This window comes from Aeromonas fluvialis (genome assembly GCF_000819885.1).
Lineage (GTDB): Bacteria > Pseudomonadota > Gammaproteobacteria > Enterobacterales > Aeromonadaceae > Aeromonas > Aeromonas fluvialis.
The window spans coordinates 122,902-138,229 of record NZ_CDBO01000074.1 but is presented as its reverse complement, the minus strand read 5'-3'; the positions used below and the strand labels follow the sequence as shown (position 1 = coordinate 138,229).

Here is a 15,328-nt window from a genome sequence, read left to right as displayed (position 1 = left end):
TAACGAAAAGACATGGCTGAGAAACGCAATATTTTCCTGATAGGTCCCATGGGTGCGGGCAAGAGCACCATAGGTAGACATCTGGCAGAACAACTGCATATGGAGTTTTTCGACTCAGATCATGAGATTGAGCGCCGCAGTGGTGCTGATATCGGCTGGGTGTTCGATGTTGAAGGCGAAGAGGGTTTCCGGATTCGCGAAGAGAAGGTGATCGGCGAATTGTCAGAGCAGCAGGGTATCGTGCTGGCGACGGGTGGCGGTGCCATCAAGAGTCGCGAAACCCGCAACAAGTTATCTGCTCGTGGCATCGTGGTCTACCTCGAAACCACTATTGAAAAGCAGCTGGCGCGCACACAGCGAGACAAACGCCGCCCTCTGCTACAGACCGAAGAACCGGCACGCGAAGTACTGGAACGCTTGGCACAAGAGCGCAATGCCCTGTATGAGGAGGTTGCCGACTTTGTTGTGCAGACCGATGACCAGAGCGCAAAAATCGTTGCCAATCAAATTGTAAAGCTGATCGGTATGTAATCTAGAGGACGTCCATGGAACGGTTGAAGGTCGAACTGGGTGAACGCAGCTATCCCATCGAGATAGCTGCCGGGTTGTTGCAGCGCCCCGAGGCGCTGGTATCGACCATCAAGGGCAAGCGGGTAATGATAGTGACCAACACGGTCGTTGCTCCGCTCTATCTTGAACGGGTAACCGCCCTGCTGTCGGGTTTTCAGGTTGAACACCTGATCCTGCCTGACGGCGAGGCATACAAGAACCTGGCTACCTTTGAGCGGATCATGTCTGCTCTGCTTGAAACCAACCATGGGCGCGATACGACATTGATCGCTCTGGGGGGCGGCGTGATTGGGGATCTGGTGGGCTTTGCGGCAGCAAGTTTTCAACGTGGCATTCCTTTTATTCAGATCCCGACCACCCTGCTCTCCCAGGTTGACTCCTCTGTCGGCGGTAAAACTGCGGTCAACCACCCCCTCGGCAAGAACATGATTGGGGCTTTTTATCAGCCCAAACAGGTTGTTATCGATACCGAATGTCTGAGTACCTTGCCTGCCCGCGAATTTGCCGCCGGGATGGCCGAGGTGATCAAGTACGGCATCATTTGGGATGCTGATTTCTTCAGCTGGCTGGAGCAGAACATGGTACGTCTGCAACAGCTGGAACCTGCCGCGCTGGCCTACGCCATCAAACGCTGCTGCGAGATCAAGGCCGATGTGGTCGGTCAGGATGAGACCGAACACGGTGTGCGGGCACTGCTCAATCTGGGTCACACTTTTGGTCATGCCATCGAGGCCGAGCAGGGGTATGGCAACTGGCTGCACGGTGAAGCGGTATCTGCCGGCACCATGCTGGCTGCCTGGACTGCGCAGGCTCGTGGCGATATGACTGCTGCGGACGTAGCCAGGGTTCGCGCCCTGCTGCTGGCCGCCAATTTACCCATTCATGCCCCTGCCGAGATGGATTTTGCCGCCTTTATTCGCCATATGCGTCGTGACAAGAAGGTGCTGGAAGGCAAATTGCGTCTGGTGTTGCCGGTTGGCATCGGTCATGCGCAAGTGGTGGGGGATGTGTCCGATGCCGAGTTGCTGGCGGTGATCGAGTCTGGTCGTGACGAATAAACTGCTAAAACTCCCTTCCCAGCGGCAGCTGGTTGACCGGCTGCTGCACCTGATCGAATTCAATCACCCCTTTGTTTTTCTCTCCGGCAAACCCGGTTGTGGGCGCGGCACCCTGTGCGAATCCCTGCTTGGCGCGTTGCCGGAAAAAGTGCGGGTGGTGAGCCTGATCGGCACGCCTGCCATGAAGATGGTGGACGTGCGCCAGCTATTGCTGCCACAGGTGGTGGCGCGGCCGCTGTTCAATCCGCAGGATGCGCTGGCAGAGAGCTTCTTTCGCATGCTGGAGGGGAGCAAGCCTGCCACCTTGCTGCTGATGATAGAGCGGGCCGACCAGTTACCGGCCGAACTGCTGGGAGAGTTATGGACGATCATTCGTCATAACGATACCCTGGCGGCGCCCCATCAGCTGGCCATTATCGTCTCGGGCAGCGACGTCTGGTGTCGTACGCAACGACCGCAGTTGAAAGGGCGCGCCATGCCAGCCCTTGAGCTGGAAGTGCCACCCCTGAGCCCGCCCGAGCAGCGAATCTTCTTGTATGAAAAAGCCAAAGTGCTCAAGATCCCGGCGACCGTCTTGCCCAAGCCGCAAGTGGAGGAGATCCTGAAGACGGCGAATGGACATCCGGCCACCATCATGCAGTTACTGGAGGATATCATGACCGACAGAAGGCCCAAGAAGCGCCAGGCGGAGTTGCCCGTCAAGAAGATTGCCACCGCCATCGCGCTGGTCGCTGGCGGTCTGCTGGCGCTGAGCTACCTGCTGCCTGCGCTGTTTGACAGTGACAACAACGTGGTGTCGCAAGACACGGCGCAGAGTACGGCATTGCCAATTCCGGTTAGGGGAGATCCTCTGACCGTCGATGGTTCACAGGCCGAAACCGATGCGCAAGGCATGCAAAACAGCCCGTCAGCCAGCAATCCCAACGATGTGGTGAAGGATTGGCAGCCGGAAGCGAAAGCACTGCCCAAATCGGTGGAGAGTGAAACAGTGACCACCGAATCGACCAATTACGAAGGGCGCCGGGTGGTGATCTCCGACGAGGTCGTGCAAAAGCTGATGACAGAACCCAAGGTGAGCGGTGCACTGCCTACTGACGTGGTGGACGAGCTGACCGGCAAGAACACGAGTGGCATAGCCCCCAGTGGTGCAATCGCAACCACTGCGCCAGCCAGTACCGCCAAGGCACAGAGCCCGGTAACAACTGCAACGCCAGCGGCCACCGCTAAAACCGCCAGCAGCGAGCCGGTTGCCGCGCCTGCACCCAAGGTGGCCCTGACTCCGGTCGCCACCTTGAACAAGAAGCCGCGCAACCACTACAGCGTTCAGCTGATGGGGGCGAGCAACACCAAGGCGGTGGATCAGTTTGTCGCCGAGCATGGTCTGGCTGGCAAGGTCTGGGTCTATCAGACCCAATTCCGTGGCAGTCCTTGGTATGTGGTGCTGCAAGGGGATTATGCCGGTCTGTCTCAGGCCAAGAGTGCGATTCGCCAGCTTTCGCCAGCCTTGCTCAAAGGCCAGCCCTGGCCCAAGTCGTTTGCCCAGGTGCAAAAAGAGCTGAAGCAATAGCCTTGATAGCGGATAAGGGGGTAGAATCGTCCCCCTTTTTGGGTCTTGCCTTCTTACACACCGGATTTCCATGAAAAAAACACGCGCTTTTTTAAAATGGGCCGGGGGAAAATACTCCCTGGTTGAAGAGATTGCCGAGCGCCTGCCGGCCGGGCGTGTGTTGCTGGAGCCCTTCGTCGGGGCCGGGTCGGTGTTTCTCAACACCGACTACGACGCCTATGTGCTCAACGACATCAATCCGGATCTCATTAGTCTCTACAATCATCTCAAACTGACGCCGGATAACTTTATCGACGAGGCGCGCAAGCTGTTTGTGGCCGAACACAACCACAAGGCGGCCTATTACCGGCTGCGCACCCAGTTCAATCAGACCGAGACCACGTTCGAGAGGGCACTCTTGTTCCTGTTCCTCAACCGTCACGGTTTCAACGGGCTGTGCCGCTACAACAAGAAGGGCGGCTTCAACGTGCCGTTCGGTTCTTACAAGAAGCCCTATTTCCCGGAAAAAGAGCTGTGGGCCTTTGCCGAAAAGGCGCAGAAGGCGACCTTTATCTGCGAGAGCTATGCCGATGCCATCCAGCGTGCCGAAGAGGATTGGGTCATCTACTGTGATCCCCCCTATGCACCGCTCTCCACGACAGCCAGCTTTACCAGCTATGCCTCCGGTGGTTTTACCCTGGATGATCAGGCGATCCTGGCGCGACTGGCTCGTCACACAGCCGCTCACAAAGGGGTGCCCGTGCTGATCAGCAACCATGATATCGAGCTGACTCGTGAGCTCTATCGCGGAGCCCGCCTCGACGAGCTCCTGGTCAAGCGCACCATCAGCCGCAACGGCGGCACCCGCAACAAGGTGGCCGAGTTGCTGGCGCTCTATCCCCCCGGCATCGAGCCGGAGCAGGGTTACTACCCCTGCGACAGCGAACTGCTGCCACTGGCCTAACAGACAATGCGGCGCCCAAGGGCGCCGTTTTGTATGGGCGAGCATGCGATCATGTCGATAGGCCAAAACCAGGGTGGCTGGGGGAGGGGCGGCGATTGCCCCATTTCCCCCGCATTCGAGTCGTTTTCGCCCGCCTTTTACGTTAAAATTGCGCCGTTTTTTCTCCCTGGCTGCCAATGGATGATGCTGATGAAAGACTTTCTGATTGCCCCCTCTATCCTCTCTGCCGATTTTGCCCGTCTGGGTGACGATGTCGCCAAGGTACTGGCTGCCGGTGCCGACGTGGTTCACTTCGACGTGATGGATAACCACTATGTCCCCAACCTGACCATTGGCCCCATGGTCTGTCAGGCGCTGCGTGACTATGGTATCGAGGCCCCCATCGACGTGCACCTGATGGTCAAGCCGGTGGATCGCATCATTCCTGATTTTGCCAAGGCCGGAGCTTCCCTCATCACCTTCCATCCGGAAGCGTCCGATCATGTGGACCGCTCCTTGGGCCTCATCAAGGAGATGGGCTGCCAGGCGGGGCTGGTGCTCAATCCGGCTACGTCGCTCTCCTGCCTCGAGTATGTGATGGACAAGCTGGACGTGATCCTGCTGATGTCGGTCAACCCGGGCTTCGGTGGCCAGAGCTTCATCCCCGGCACCCTCGACAAGCTGCGTCAGGTGCGTCGTTTGATCAACGAGAGCGGCCGCGATATCCGTCTCGAGATCGATGGCGGGGTGAAGGTCGACAACATTCGTGAAATCGCCGATGCGGGCGCCGACATGTTTGTGGCCGGCTCTGCCATTTTCAGCCAGCCTGACTACAAGGCAGTGATCGACCAGATGCGTGCGGAGCTTAGCTATGTCACACGTTGAGCGCGCATTTGATCTGGTGCTGTTCGATCTGGACGGCACCCTGATTGACAGTGCTGCCCAACTGGCGCTGGCGGTCAATCTGACCCTGGCCGAGCTGGATCTGGCGCAGGCCGATGAAGCCGTGATCCGTACCTGGGTCGGCAACGGGGCCGATAAGCTGATCCAGCGGGCCCTTGCCTACTGCGAGGCTGACCCCGAGCTCTTTGCCAGGGCCCGTCCGATCTTTTTCCAGCACTACAACGCCTGTTTGCTGCAGGGGCTGGCGATGTATGACGGGGTGGCGCAGAGTCTGCGTCGCCTGCAAACCCAAGGCTACAAACAGGCGATCGTCACCAACAAGCCGAGCGATTTTGTGGCACCCATCCTCGATGCTCTTGGCATCAGCGATTGCTTCGCGCTCTGGCTCGGCGGCAACTGCGTGCCGGTCAAGAAGCCGAGCCCGGAGCCTTTGCTGCACGCCTGCCAGGAGTTGGGGGTGAGCCCGGCTCGCGCCCTGATGGTGGGTGACTCCGAAAATGATGTGCTGGCTGCCAAGGCGGCCGGCATGAAGGTGGTGGGTCTGACCTACGGTTACAACTATGGCCGCCCCATTGCCGACTCCCGGCCTGACTGGGTGTTCGACCACTTTTCCCAGCTCGATGCGCTGTTGAGCTAACTGCGCGGCCGGGCTGGCAGAATAACAAGGATTACTACTCTGATGACCAAACCAATCGTATTGAGCGGAGCACAACCCTCCGGCCAACTGACCATCGGCAACTACATGGGGGCCCTGCGTCAGTGGGTCAACATGCAGGATGAGTACGACTGCCTCTACTGCATCGTCGACCTGCACGCCATCACCACCCGTCAGGACCCGGCTGCCCTGCGCAAGGCCTGTCTGGATGCGGCCGCCCTCTATCTGGCGGTCGGTATCGATCCCAAGAAGAGTACCGTCTTCATCCAGTCTCATGTGCCGCAGCACGCCGAGCTGGGCTGGATCCTCAACTGCTACACCCAGATGGGTGAGCTGTCGCGAATGACCCAGTTCAAGGACAAATCTGCCCGTTTCGAGAACAACGTCAACGTCGGCCTGTTCGGTTATCCGGTGCTGATGGCAGCCGATATCCTTCTCTATCAGGCCAATCAGGTGCCGGTGGGCAACGACCAGAAGCAGCATTTGGAGCTGACCCGCGATATCTGCACCCGTTTCAACAACCTCTACGGCGAGGTGTTTACCCTGCCGGAGCCCTTCATTCCGACCGAAGGGGCGCGGGTGATGAGCCTGCAGGACCCGACCAAGAAGATGTCCAAGTCGGATGACAACGAGGCCAACTTCATCGGCCTGCTGGAAGATCCCAAGCAGATCGTCAAGAAGATCAAGCGTGCGGTGACCGACTCCGATGATCCGGCCGTGGTGCGTTTCGATCCGGAAAACAAGCCAGGGGTCTCCAACCTGCTGACCCTGATGTCCGGCGTGACCGGTCGTTCCATCCCCGAGCTGGAACAGCACTTCGCAGGCAAGATGTATGGTCACCTCAAGACCGAGACCGCCGAAGCCGTGGTTGCGCTGCTGGAACCGATCCAGGCCCGTTTCCACGCGTTGCGTCAGGATGAGGCCCATCTGATTGCGATTCTGGCCGAAGGAGCACAAAAGGCGCGCGAAAGAGCTGAAAAAACCCTGACCAGCGTATATGATGTAGTCGGCTTCGTTCCGCGAGCCTGACATACTGGGAAGGTGTAGTAGAAGAGAGCTGGGTATTTGCCTGGCTTTCTTTATTTTCTGCCCGACTATTTTGTTTAATTTATTTATTTCAACGTGGGTAATATCCCCAAGAGAAAGCATGTCTGTTCAACCAACAATTTCTGCTGAAGAGCTGAGTGACAAAGGTCACTGGCTGCGTAAATTTCGCAAGGCGAAAAACCTCAATACCCTGCAATTGATGGTCTCCAATGCCATCGACAAACACCATAAAACCCCAGCCATCGCTGCCGCCATCTACTTGGCCGAATGTCAGCGCGAACGGGAAATGGAGCAGGGTCGTTTTCTCGATCGTTAATATTTGCTGCCGGTTATCTCATGTTGCTGTTAATTGATAACTACGACTCCTTTACTTGGAACCTGGTGCAATATTTCGGCGCCTTGGGACAAGAGGTTGTGGTCAAGCGCAATGATGAACTGACGCTTGATGCCATAGCGCAGCTTTCCCCCCGTTTTCTGGTGATCTCTCCCGGCCCCTGTACGCCCAATGAGGCGGGGATCTCTCTCGACGCCATTAGCCATTTCGCTGGCAAGCTGCCCATTCTCGGCGTCTGCCTCGGCCATCAGTCGCTGGCGCAAGCCTTCGGTGCCCGCGTGGTGCGTGCCCGTCAGGTGATGCACGGCAAAACCTCGCTCATTCGTCATCGGGATGAGGGGGTATTCAAGGGACTCAACAATCCGCTGCGGGTGACCCGTTACCACTCGCTGGTGGTGGAGCGCGACACGCTGCCCGATTGTTTCGAGATCACCGCCTGGAGCGAACATGCCGATGGCTCGTTTGACGAGATCATGGGGCTACGTCACAAGACCCTCGCGATCGAGGGAGTTCAGTTCCATCCGGAGAGTATTTTGAGCGAGCAGGGCCATCAGTTGCTGGCCAACTTTCTGGCGCGTTCATAAAAAATTTGTGATCGCCTTCTCAAGTTCGAGAGAAGGCAAAAAAAATTTCCCTGACACTTTATTCACCCCCTCTCCTGCCCAAATTATCTCTTGCCAAGCCCCCCTGAGTCGTTATGCAATGCGGTTGCCTAAAATCTCAAGAGCAATCGAACATTGTTCCTTATAGGCCGTCTTGTTACAGACTTTTTACTTTATTTCTGTGATAATCCCGTCAAGTTTACACGGATTTAACTTTTGGGCGGTGGATTATTCTGTCGCTGAATCTGAAGGAGAGCTATATGTCAGAGTTGTTGGCAGTGACACGTGAAGTGTTTGATGAAGTGATGGTTCCCAACTATGCGCCCGCCAAGATCATTCCGGTGCGTGGTGAAGGGTCACGTGTCTGGGATCAGGAAGGGCGCGAGTATATCGACTTCGCCGGTGGCATTGCGGTCAACGGCCTGGGTCACTGCCATCCCAAGCTGGTCGAGGCCCTGAAAACCCAAGGCGAGAAGCTGTGGCATCTCTCCAACGTGATGACCAACGAGCCGGCCCTGCGTCTGGCCAAGAAGCTGGTCGCCGCCACTTTCGCCGAGAAGGTCTATTTCTGCAACTCCGGTGCCGAAGCCAACGAAGCCGCCCTCAAGCTGGCCCGTCGCTACGCCATCGAGAAGTTTGGTGCTCACAAGACCCAGATCATCGCCTTCAATCAGGGCTTCCACGGTCGTACCTTCTTTACCGTCAGCGTCGGTGGCCAGGCAGTCTACTCCGATGGGTTCGGTCCCAAGCCCGGTGACATCACTCATGTTCCCTACAATGATCTGGCGGCGCTGGCCGAAGTGATCTCCGACAACACCTGCGCCGTGGTGATGGAGCCGCTGCAGGGCGAGGGTGGCATCATTCGTCCCACCGATGAGTTTGCCAAAGGGGTGCGCGCGCTGTGTGACCAGCACAATGCCCTGCTGATCTATGACGAAGTGCAATCCGGCGTCGGCCGTACCGGCGATCTGTTTGCCTACATGGGTCTGGGCGTTACGCCGGACATCCTCACCAGCGCCAAGGCACTGGGCGGCGGCTTCCCCATCGGCGCCATGTTGACCACCACCGAGATTGCCTCCCACCTGAAAGTGGGCACGCACGGCTCCACCTACGGCGGTAATCCGCTGGCCTGTGCGGTTGCCGAGGCAGTGATCGATGTGATCAATACCCCCGAAGTGCTGAGCGGCATCAAGCAGCGTGAGCAGCTGTTCCGCGCAGGGATCGAGGCTATCAACGCCAAGTACCACTGCTTTAGCGAAGTGCGTGGCAAGGGGCTGTTGCTGGGCGTCGTGCTCAACGATGACTACAAGGGGCGCTCCCGCGATTTCCTGCTGGCTTCCATCGATCAGGGGTTGATGGCGCTGGTTGCCGGCACCAACGTGGTACGTTTTGCGCCGTCCCTGGTGATTCCGGAAGCGGATATCAAGGAAGGGCTGGCTCGTTTCGAGAAAGCGGTTGCCCAGGTGGTTAACGCCTGATCCTAATTGAGGTGGGGAACCCGCCCGGCAGGAGCCGGGCCCCCACCTGTCGTCAATGAAAGGGAGTTGTCATTTATGTTGGTTATCCGTCCCATCGAGCAGAAAGATTTTGCCGGTCTCAAGACCTGTGCCATCGAATCCGGCACCGGCATGACCTCGTTGCCCGTCAACGATGAACTGCTGCAGCGCAAGATAGACGCCTCAACCCAGACCTTTTCGGACAAACCCGCGGGTAAGGGTGACTGCCTCTACTTTTTCGTGGCTGAGGATCTGGAGACCGGCGAGATGGTGGGTACCTGTGCCATCGATGCTGCCGTCGGCCTGTCCCAGCCGTTTTACAACTATCACATCGGCAAGGTGGTGCACTCTTCCCCCAAGCTCGGTATCTACAACGTCGTTGAAACCCTCACCCTCTCCAACGACTACACCGGCAACTCCGAGCTCTGCACCCTGTTCTTGCGCGAATGTGCCCGCGAGGGGCTCAACGGCCGTCTGCTCTCCAAGCACCGCTTTCTGTTTATGGCCGAACACCCCGAGCTGTTTGACGAAACCGTCTTTGCCGAGATGCGCGGCGTCTCAGATGGCGATGGCCACAGCCCCTTCTACGAGTGGCTGCAAAAGCATTTCTTTTCGATGGATTTCCCTACCGTCGACTATCTGACCGGTATCGGCAAGAAGCGCTTCATCGCCGAGCTGATGCCCAAGTACCCCATCTACGTCAATTTGCTGAGCAACGAGGCGCGGGCCGTCATCGGCAAGACCCATGAAAAGACCCGTCCGGCCATCAAGATGCTGCAGGACGAGGGATTCGTGAACCGTGGCTACGTCGACATCTTCGATGCAGGCCCGGCGGTGGAGTGCGAGCTGAAGAATATCCGCAGCGTGCGCCGCAGCAAGAAGCTGCGGGTGCTGGTGGGCGAACCCATCGGTGGCAAGACCCACCTTATCTGCAACAGCCGTTTCGAACAGTACCGTGCCTGCTACGGCAATATCCGGGTCGATCTCGACAAGCACGAAGCCATCATCCCGCCCAAGATGGCGGCAGCGCTCAAGGTGCAGGATGGCGACATGGTGCGAGCCGTCGATCTCGACTGAGCCTGCTGACAGCAATACCGAATATCAAACAGGCAGCCTCGGCTGCCTGCACACCACAGGGAGTGAATGGATGAGTCATTTAGTGCAGTTTATCGACGGCCAGTGGCTGGCTGGTGAAGGCAAGCCGTTAGAGTCACGGGATCCGGCCAAAAACGAGGTGATCTGGCAAGGAGAGGCTGCCAGCCCGGTTCAGGTGGATGCCGCCGTCAAGGCAGCCCGCACCGCCTTTTACCATTGGTCCGATCTGGGTCTCAAAGCCCGTCTGGATATTGTGCATCGCTATGCCGACCTGCTCGGCGAGCAGAAAGAGGCGCTGGCGCTGACCATTGCCCGCGAGACCGGCAAACCGCTGTGGGAGACCCGCACCGAAGTGGCCGCCATGCAGGGCAAGATCGCCATCTCCATCCGTGCCCATGACGAGCGCACCGGCACGGTCGAGAATCTTATGCCGGGTGCCAAGGCGTTTGTCCGTCACAAGCCTCACGGTGTGGTCGCCGTGTTTGGCCCCTACAACTTTCCGGGCCACCTGCCCAACGGCCATATCGTACCTGCGCTGATCGCCGGCAATACCGTGGTATTCAAACCCTCCGAGCTGACTCCCATGGTCGCCGAGGCCATGGTCAAGGTGTGGCAGGAGGCAGGGTTGCCCAAGGGGGTGCTCAATCTGGTGCAAGGGGAGGTCGAGACCGGCAAGGCGCTGGCGGGCAATCCCGATATCGACGGCCTCTTCTTTACCGGCTCCTCCCGTACCGGTCATTTCCTCCATCAGCAGTTTGCCGGTCAGCCGGGCAAAATTCTGGCCTTGGAGATGGGGGGTAACAACCCGCTGATCGTGAAAGACGTGAGCGACATCGACGGTGCCGTCCATGCCATCGTCCAGTCGTCGTTCATCACTTCAGGTCAGCGCTGCACCTGCTCCCGCCGCCTGTTTGTCGAGCGCGGTGAGCGGGGCGATGCCCTGGTCAAGCGCCTGGTGGAGGTGGTCGGCCAGATCAAGGTTGATCTCTATGACGCTGCCGAGCAGCCCTTTATGGGCGCCATGATCAGTGAGAAGGCAGCGCTCGGCATGGTCGAAGCCCAGGCCAATCTGCTGCAATTGGGTGGTGAGAGCCTGCTGACCCTCAAGCACCTGGAAGCGGGCACCGGCTTTGTCTCTCCGGGCATTATCGATGTGACCCAGGTCGCCGCGCTGCCCGATGAAGAGTACTTCGGCCCGCTGCTGCAGCTCATTCGCTACGACGACTTCGATGCCGCCATCGACCAGGGCAACGCCACCAGCTTCGGCCTCTCGGCCGGTCTGCTGAGTGACAGCGAGGCGGATTGGCAGCACTTCTTCAAGCGGATCCGTGCCGGCATCGTCAACTGGAACAAGCCCATCACCGGCGCCTCCAGTGCTGCGCCGTTCGGTGGCATCGGCGCCTCCGGCAACCACAGGGCGAGCGCCTACTACGCCGCCGACTATTGTGCGTATCCGGTAGCCTCCGTCGAAGACAGCAAGGCGAGCATGCCGGATCAGCTGTCTCCCGGCCTGACTTTCTGACAATAACGAAAAAGGGGCACCCTTTGGGTGCCCTTGTCTGTACCCGCAATCAAAGGAAAGAGAGATGCAAAAGGATATCGATACCCTGTTCAGTCATCTGTGGGACAACTACATCAAGGTGACGCCGAGCGCCCTCAAGGTGCACGCCCTGTTGGGTGGTGGCGAACCCATCATCAACGACCACGTGGCGTTTCGCACCTACAACCTGCCCAAGCTGGGGCTGGAGAAGCTGGCGGCCCACTTCCTGGCGCTCGGCTACGAGCAGAAGGGCGAGTATGTGTTCAAGGCCAAGAAGCTCTACGCCAAGCACTTCGAGCACAAGGATCCCGACGCTCCCAAGGTGTTCATCAGCGAGCTGAAGGTCGAAGAGCTCTCCGAAGGCGCGCAGGCCATCATCCACAAGCTGGCGGATCAGGTGCCCGATCATCTGACCGATACCCCGGCATTTATCTACACCGGTGCCCCCTGGCAGGTATCCTATGCCGACTACCAGACCCTGCTGGCCGAGAGCGAGTATGCGGCCTGGATGGCGGCATGGGGCTATCGTGCTAACCACTTCACGGTCAATATCAACAAGTTGAAGGATTTTGACACCATCCATCAGGTCAACGCGGCGCTGAAGGCGGCGGGGTTCGTCCTCAACAGCGTGGGGGGTGAGGTGAAAGGGGACCCGCAGGTGATGCTGGAGCAATCTTCCACCATGGCCGACAAAGCAGAGGTGCCATTCAGCGATGGGGTTCGTACCATCCCGAGCTGCTTCTACGAATTCGCCCTGCGCTATCCGCAGGCCGACGGCGTACTCTATCCGGGCTTTGTCGAAGCCTCGGCAGACAAGATTTTCGAGTCCACCAATGCCATGTAACAACCGATGTTGGCCAGCGTGCCGATGTCCATGATGTGACATGACGACAGCCCCAGATCGGGGCTGTCGTCATTTGAGTGTCTGGTGTGTACGGGGGATAGCTAGGGGGCTGGGTAGAGAGCCCCCAGCACGGCCGGGCGGCTGGCGCCGGTCACGGCTGGCAGGTTACCGGGCTGACGGTGGATAAAGCGCTGGGCCAGCCAGGCAAAGGCAGCCCCTTCTACCCAGTCCGGCGCGATACCCAACTCGTCGGTGGTGGTGATGCGCCACCTGGGCAAGCACGTCGCAAGTTCCGCCAGCAGCGGGGCGTTATGGGCCCCACCGCCACAGATAAACAGCTCGGGTCGGGTTTGCCCCTCATTCGGTGCGGGCAGCTGGCGGGCAATGCTGTGGCAGGTGAGCGCCTGCAGGGTGCGCTGCACATCCACGGGAGCATAGGCACAGCCTGCCAGCTCGCCATCGAGCCAGTCGAGGGTGAACATCTCCCGTCCGGTGCTCTTGGGGGCGGGAGCTGCGAAGTAGGGGTGAGCTAGCAGCTTGTCCAGCAGGGGCGGGACAGTGTGACCACTGGTAGCCCATTTGCCCCCGGCGTCATAGTTGCCCCCGTGCGACAGATGGCGGCGATACCAGCCATCGAGCAGGGTGTTGGCGGGACCGGTATCAAAACCATAGACCCCGTCGGCTTGGCCCGGCAGTACCGAGATATTGGCGATGCCACCGAGGTTCAGCACCACCCGCAAGGCGCCAGGCTTGGCAAACAGTACTTGATGGAAGGCGGGCACCAGCGGCGCTCCCTGACCACCGAGGGCCATATCCATGGTGCGAAAATCGGCGATCACGTCGATGCCGGTCAGCGCCGCCAGTAGGGCGGCGTTGCCGATCTGCAGGGTAAAGCCGAGCTGTGGGCGATGGCGGATGGTCTGACCGTGGCTGCCGATGGCGCGAATATCTTTTGGCTCAAGCTCCGCCTTGGCCAGCAGCGCCTGGGTCGCGGCGGCAAACTCTCGCGCCACCAGATTATCGGCCACTCCCATGCGGTCGATTTCGTTGTCACCCAGAGTGCAAAGGGTGTGCAGTTCGCAAGCAGCCTGCGCTGGCCAGGGGTGGCAGAGCGCCGCCTCGACCTTGAGGCGCTCCCCGTCGATGACCACCAGCACTGCGTCGATACCGTCCATGCTGGTGCCTGACATCAATCCGATATAACGCTCGGCCATGAACTTTCCTCACCCTTCTTGTTTACGGGAACACGCCTCTGCTTGGGAGAGTGGCTGATCTCCCTTTGTCAGGTCTGTTGTATGAAACACCAAACTCGCTGTGGCTCAATGACCACGGCTCTCCCGCTTGTTCTGGGCCAATTGCAGCTCCGGGCTGTCGAGTTTGGCCAGTTGCGGCATCGCCAGTTTTTTGAAGTTGGCCAGCTCGCGCCCGGTGAGAGTCTCTGCCTGGGGCAGGGTGAGGGTGCGCGGGTTTTTGTGCACGCCGCCTACCACGAATTCATAGTGCAGGTGCGGGCCGGTGACGCGGCCTGTGCCCCCCAGTGTGCCGATGGTCTGCCCCTGCTTCACCCGCTGCCCCTTGTTGACGGTGCGCTTGGTGAGGTGCAGGTACTTGGTCACGTAGTTGCCGGCGTGCTTGATGAAGACATAGTTGCCGTTGAACTGATTGTAGCCGGCGGCCACCACGCTGCCGGAGCCTGCAGCCATGATGGGGGTCCCCACAGGTGCCACATAGTCGATGCCGTTGTGGGGACGGATCTTGCCGGTCACTGGATGGAGACGGCGTGGGTTGAAATTGGAGCTGATGTATTTGAAATTGACCGGCGCGCGCAGGAAGCTCTTGCGCATCGCCTTGCCCTGGGGCGTGTAGTAGTTGCCATCCTCATGGAGAACGGCGCGGTAGATCTCACCCTGGTTGATGAATTCGGCGGCTAGGATATCGCCGGAGGCGACCCGCTCGTCGTCGCGGAATTTCTCCTCATAGACCACCCGGAAGCTGTCCCCTGGCTGCAAGTCCTGGGCAAAGTCGATGTCCCAGCCGAAGATGGCGGCGAGATCCATGATCTGATCTTCGGTCATCCCCGCGTCCACCGCAGCGCCCCAGAAGCTGGAGCGGATCTCCCCCTTGCTGACCAGCTCTCGAGTATCGAGGGCCATCTTGACGTTGCGGGCCACGAAGGTGTCATCCTGACGGCTCACCTTGAGGGCCTGCTCCAGGCTGTGGGGGTAATAGAGGCTGTGCAGCTCGCCGTTGTCGGTGAGTTTGAAGGTGAGCTCCTGCCCCGGTCGCAGCATTCGCAGGGGATTGCTGCCCTCGAGCTGGCCGATCAGGTGCAGATCCGTGGTGCTGAGGCCAATGCGCTGGAAGATCACCCCCATGTTGTCGCCGCGGCGTACCTTTACCTGCTTGGTGATGTAGCGCGGTTTGGGCGGGGTGGCCGGTTGCACGTCATCGGCGGTGATGTCGGCCGGGGGCAGATTGTCGTCGCTGTTCTCTTCCTGTTGTCGCAGGGCAATCTCGTTGCCGTTTTCATCGACCCGGGTGGCCACCGCCTGTTCGCTTGGCCAGGCTGCCAGCATCATCATCATGATGCTCAAGATCAGCACCATCTTGCGGTGCCAGTGGGGGAGTGTGTTGAAGGCGTGCCAAATAACCATGAGAAGCAGATGAAGTCGGGCAGAATGGCCGGATTTTACAG

Annotated in this window: 15 protein-coding genes; 13 read left to right on the top strand and 2 right to left on the bottom strand. The window is 59.0% G+C overall.

All coding sequences use genetic code 11. The features are described from left to right. The first annotated feature begins 12 nt into the window (after positions 1 to 12). From aroK to BN1125_RS17255, 13 genes are all read left to right on the top strand, one after another. Positions 13 to 531 carry a shikimate kinase AroK gene (gene aroK, locus BN1125_RS17315; RefSeq protein WP_042013812.1) on the top strand — a complete coding sequence of 173 codons (519 nt, stop codon included), beginning with the start codon at positions 13 to 15 and terminating at the stop codon, positions 529 to 531. Positions 532 to 545: 14 nt separating this feature from the next. After that, positions 546 to 1,628, top strand: a complete 1,083-nt coding sequence (gene aroB / locus BN1125_RS17310; protein WP_042013811.1) for a 3-dehydroquinate synthase — start codon at positions 546 to 548, stop codon at positions 1,626 to 1,628. Continuing rightward, positions 1,618 to 3,195: an SPOR domain-containing protein gene (locus tag BN1125_RS17305; RefSeq protein ID WP_042013810.1), complete on the top strand. Its 1,578-nt coding sequence runs from the start codon at positions 1,618 to 1,620 to the stop codon at positions 3,193 to 3,195. Before aroB ends, BN1125_RS17305 begins: the two co-directional genes overlap by 11 nt. Positions 3,196 to 3,265: 70 nt before the next feature. After that, positions 3,266 to 4,138 (top strand): Dam family site-specific DNA-(adenine-N6)-methyltransferase, encoded by an 873-nt coding sequence (locus BN1125_RS17300; protein ID WP_042013808.1) that lies wholly within the window; start codon positions 3,266 to 3,268, stop codon positions 4,136 to 4,138. A gap of 189 nt (positions 4,139 to 4,327) precedes the next feature. Then, entirely contained in the window at positions 4,328 to 5,002 is a 675-nt protein-coding gene (gene rpe / locus BN1125_RS17295) for a ribulose-phosphate 3-epimerase (RefSeq protein WP_042013807.1), read from the top strand. Beyond that, positions 4,989 to 5,657, top strand: a complete 669-nt coding sequence (locus BN1125_RS17290; protein ID WP_042013805.1) for a phosphoglycolate phosphatase — start codon at positions 4,989 to 4,991, stop codon at positions 5,655 to 5,657. Before rpe ends, BN1125_RS17290 begins: the two co-directional genes overlap by 14 nt. A 42-nt stretch (positions 5,658 to 5,699) precedes the next feature. Further along, on the top strand, positions 5,700 to 6,704 hold the full coding sequence (gene trpS / locus BN1125_RS17285; RefSeq protein ID WP_042013804.1) for a tryptophan--tRNA ligase: 1,005 nt from the start codon (positions 5,700 to 5,702) through the stop codon (positions 6,702 to 6,704). A 118-nt stretch (positions 6,705 to 6,822) separates the two neighbouring features. Further along, positions 6,823 to 7,038: a hypothetical protein gene (locus BN1125_RS17280; protein ID WP_042013803.1), complete on the top strand. Its 216-nt coding sequence runs from the start codon at positions 6,823 to 6,825 to the stop codon at positions 7,036 to 7,038. 20 nt (positions 7,039 to 7,058) lie between these two features. Beyond that, positions 7,059 to 7,640, top strand: coding sequence for an aminodeoxychorismate synthase component II (locus BN1125_RS17275; protein WP_042013802.1), 582 nt, complete (start codon positions 7,059 to 7,061; stop codon positions 7,638 to 7,640). Positions 7,641 to 7,918: 278 nt separating this feature from the next. Further along, positions 7,919 to 9,136 carry an aspartate aminotransferase family protein gene (locus BN1125_RS17270; protein ID WP_042013801.1) on the top strand — a complete coding sequence of 406 codons (1,218 nt, stop codon included), beginning with the start codon at positions 7,919 to 7,921 and terminating at the stop codon, positions 9,134 to 9,136. Positions 9,137 to 9,211: 75 nt separating this feature from the next. Continuing rightward, positions 9,212 to 10,231: an arginine N-succinyltransferase gene (astA, locus tag BN1125_RS17265; RefSeq protein ID WP_042013799.1), complete on the top strand. Its 1,020-nt coding sequence runs from the start codon at positions 9,212 to 9,214 to the stop codon at positions 10,229 to 10,231. Positions 10,232 to 10,301: 70 nt separating this feature from the next. After that, positions 10,302 to 11,771 (top strand): succinylglutamate-semialdehyde dehydrogenase, encoded by a 1,470-nt coding sequence (gene astD, locus BN1125_RS17260; RefSeq protein WP_042013798.1) that lies wholly within the window; start codon positions 10,302 to 10,304, stop codon positions 11,769 to 11,771. Positions 11,772 to 11,835: 64 nt separating this feature from the next. Next, the gene (locus tag BN1125_RS17255) at positions 11,836 to 12,633 is read left to right on the top strand and encodes a DUF1338 domain-containing protein (RefSeq protein WP_042013796.1); all 798 of its coding nucleotides are present in this window, start codon (positions 11,836 to 11,838) and stop codon (positions 12,631 to 12,633) included. A 101-nt stretch (positions 12,634 to 12,734) separates the two neighbouring features. Here the strand turns inward: BN1125_RS17255 and BN1125_RS17250 are convergent, their stop codons facing one another. Both BN1125_RS17250 and BN1125_RS17245 read right to left on the bottom strand, forming a co-directional pair. Continuing rightward, the gene (locus BN1125_RS17250; RefSeq protein ID WP_042013795.1) at positions 12,735 to 13,847 is read right to left on the bottom strand and encodes an anhydro-N-acetylmuramic acid kinase; all 1,113 of its coding nucleotides are present in this window, start codon (positions 13,845 to 13,847) and stop codon (positions 12,735 to 12,737) included. Between the two features lie 105 nt (positions 13,848 to 13,952). Next, entirely contained in the window at positions 13,953 to 15,287 is a 1,335-nt protein-coding gene (locus BN1125_RS17245; protein ID WP_042013794.1) for a peptidoglycan DD-metalloendopeptidase family protein, read from the bottom strand. Between the last annotated feature and the right edge of the window lie 41 nt (positions 15,288 to 15,328).

What these genes read in the sequence shown, in the direction of transcription:
- astD (WP_042013798.1), top strand. Translation starts at nt 10,302, where the DNA reads ATGAGTCATTTAGTGCAGTTTATCGACGGCCAGTGGCTGGCTGGTGAA.
- rpe (WP_042013807.1), top strand. Translation starts at nt 4,328, where the DNA reads ATGAAAGACTTTCTGATTGCCCCCTCTATCCTCTCTGCCGATTTTGCC.
- aroK (WP_042013812.1), top strand. Translation starts at nt 13, where the DNA reads ATGGCTGAGAAACGCAATATTTTCCTGATAGGTCCCATGGGTGCGGGC.
- BN1125_RS17270 (WP_042013801.1), top strand. Translation starts at nt 7,919, where the DNA reads ATGTCAGAGTTGTTGGCAGTGACACGTGAAGTGTTTGATGAAGTGATG.
- BN1125_RS17280 (WP_042013803.1), top strand. Translation starts at nt 6,823, where the DNA reads ATGTCTGTTCAACCAACAATTTCTGCTGAAGAGCTGAGTGACAAAGGT.
- aroB (WP_042013811.1), top strand. Translation starts at nt 546, where the DNA reads ATGGAACGGTTGAAGGTCGAACTGGGTGAACGCAGCTATCCCATCGAG.
- trpS (WP_042013804.1), top strand. Translation starts at nt 5,700, where the DNA reads ATGACCAAACCAATCGTATTGAGCGGAGCACAACCCTCCGGCCAACTG.
- BN1125_RS17250 (WP_042013795.1), bottom strand. Translation starts at nt 13,847, where the DNA reads ATGGCCGAGCGTTATATCGGATTGATGTCAGGCACCAGCATGGACGGT.
- BN1125_RS17275 (WP_042013802.1), top strand. Translation starts at nt 7,059, where the DNA reads ATGTTGCTGTTAATTGATAACTACGACTCCTTTACTTGGAACCTGGTG.
- BN1125_RS17290 (WP_042013805.1), top strand. Translation starts at nt 4,989, where the DNA reads ATGTCACACGTTGAGCGCGCATTTGATCTGGTGCTGTTCGATCTGGAC.
- BN1125_RS17245 (WP_042013794.1), bottom strand. Translation starts at nt 15,287, where the DNA reads ATGGTTATTTGGCACGCCTTCAACACACTCCCCCACTGGCACCGCAAG.
- BN1125_RS17300 (WP_042013808.1), top strand. Translation starts at nt 3,266, where the DNA reads ATGAAAAAAACACGCGCTTTTTTAAAATGGGCCGGGGGAAAATACTCC.
- BN1125_RS17255 (WP_042013796.1), top strand. Translation starts at nt 11,836, where the DNA reads ATGCAAAAGGATATCGATACCCTGTTCAGTCATCTGTGGGACAACTAC.
- astA (WP_042013799.1), top strand. Translation starts at nt 9,212, where the DNA reads ATGTTGGTTATCCGTCCCATCGAGCAGAAAGATTTTGCCGGTCTCAAG.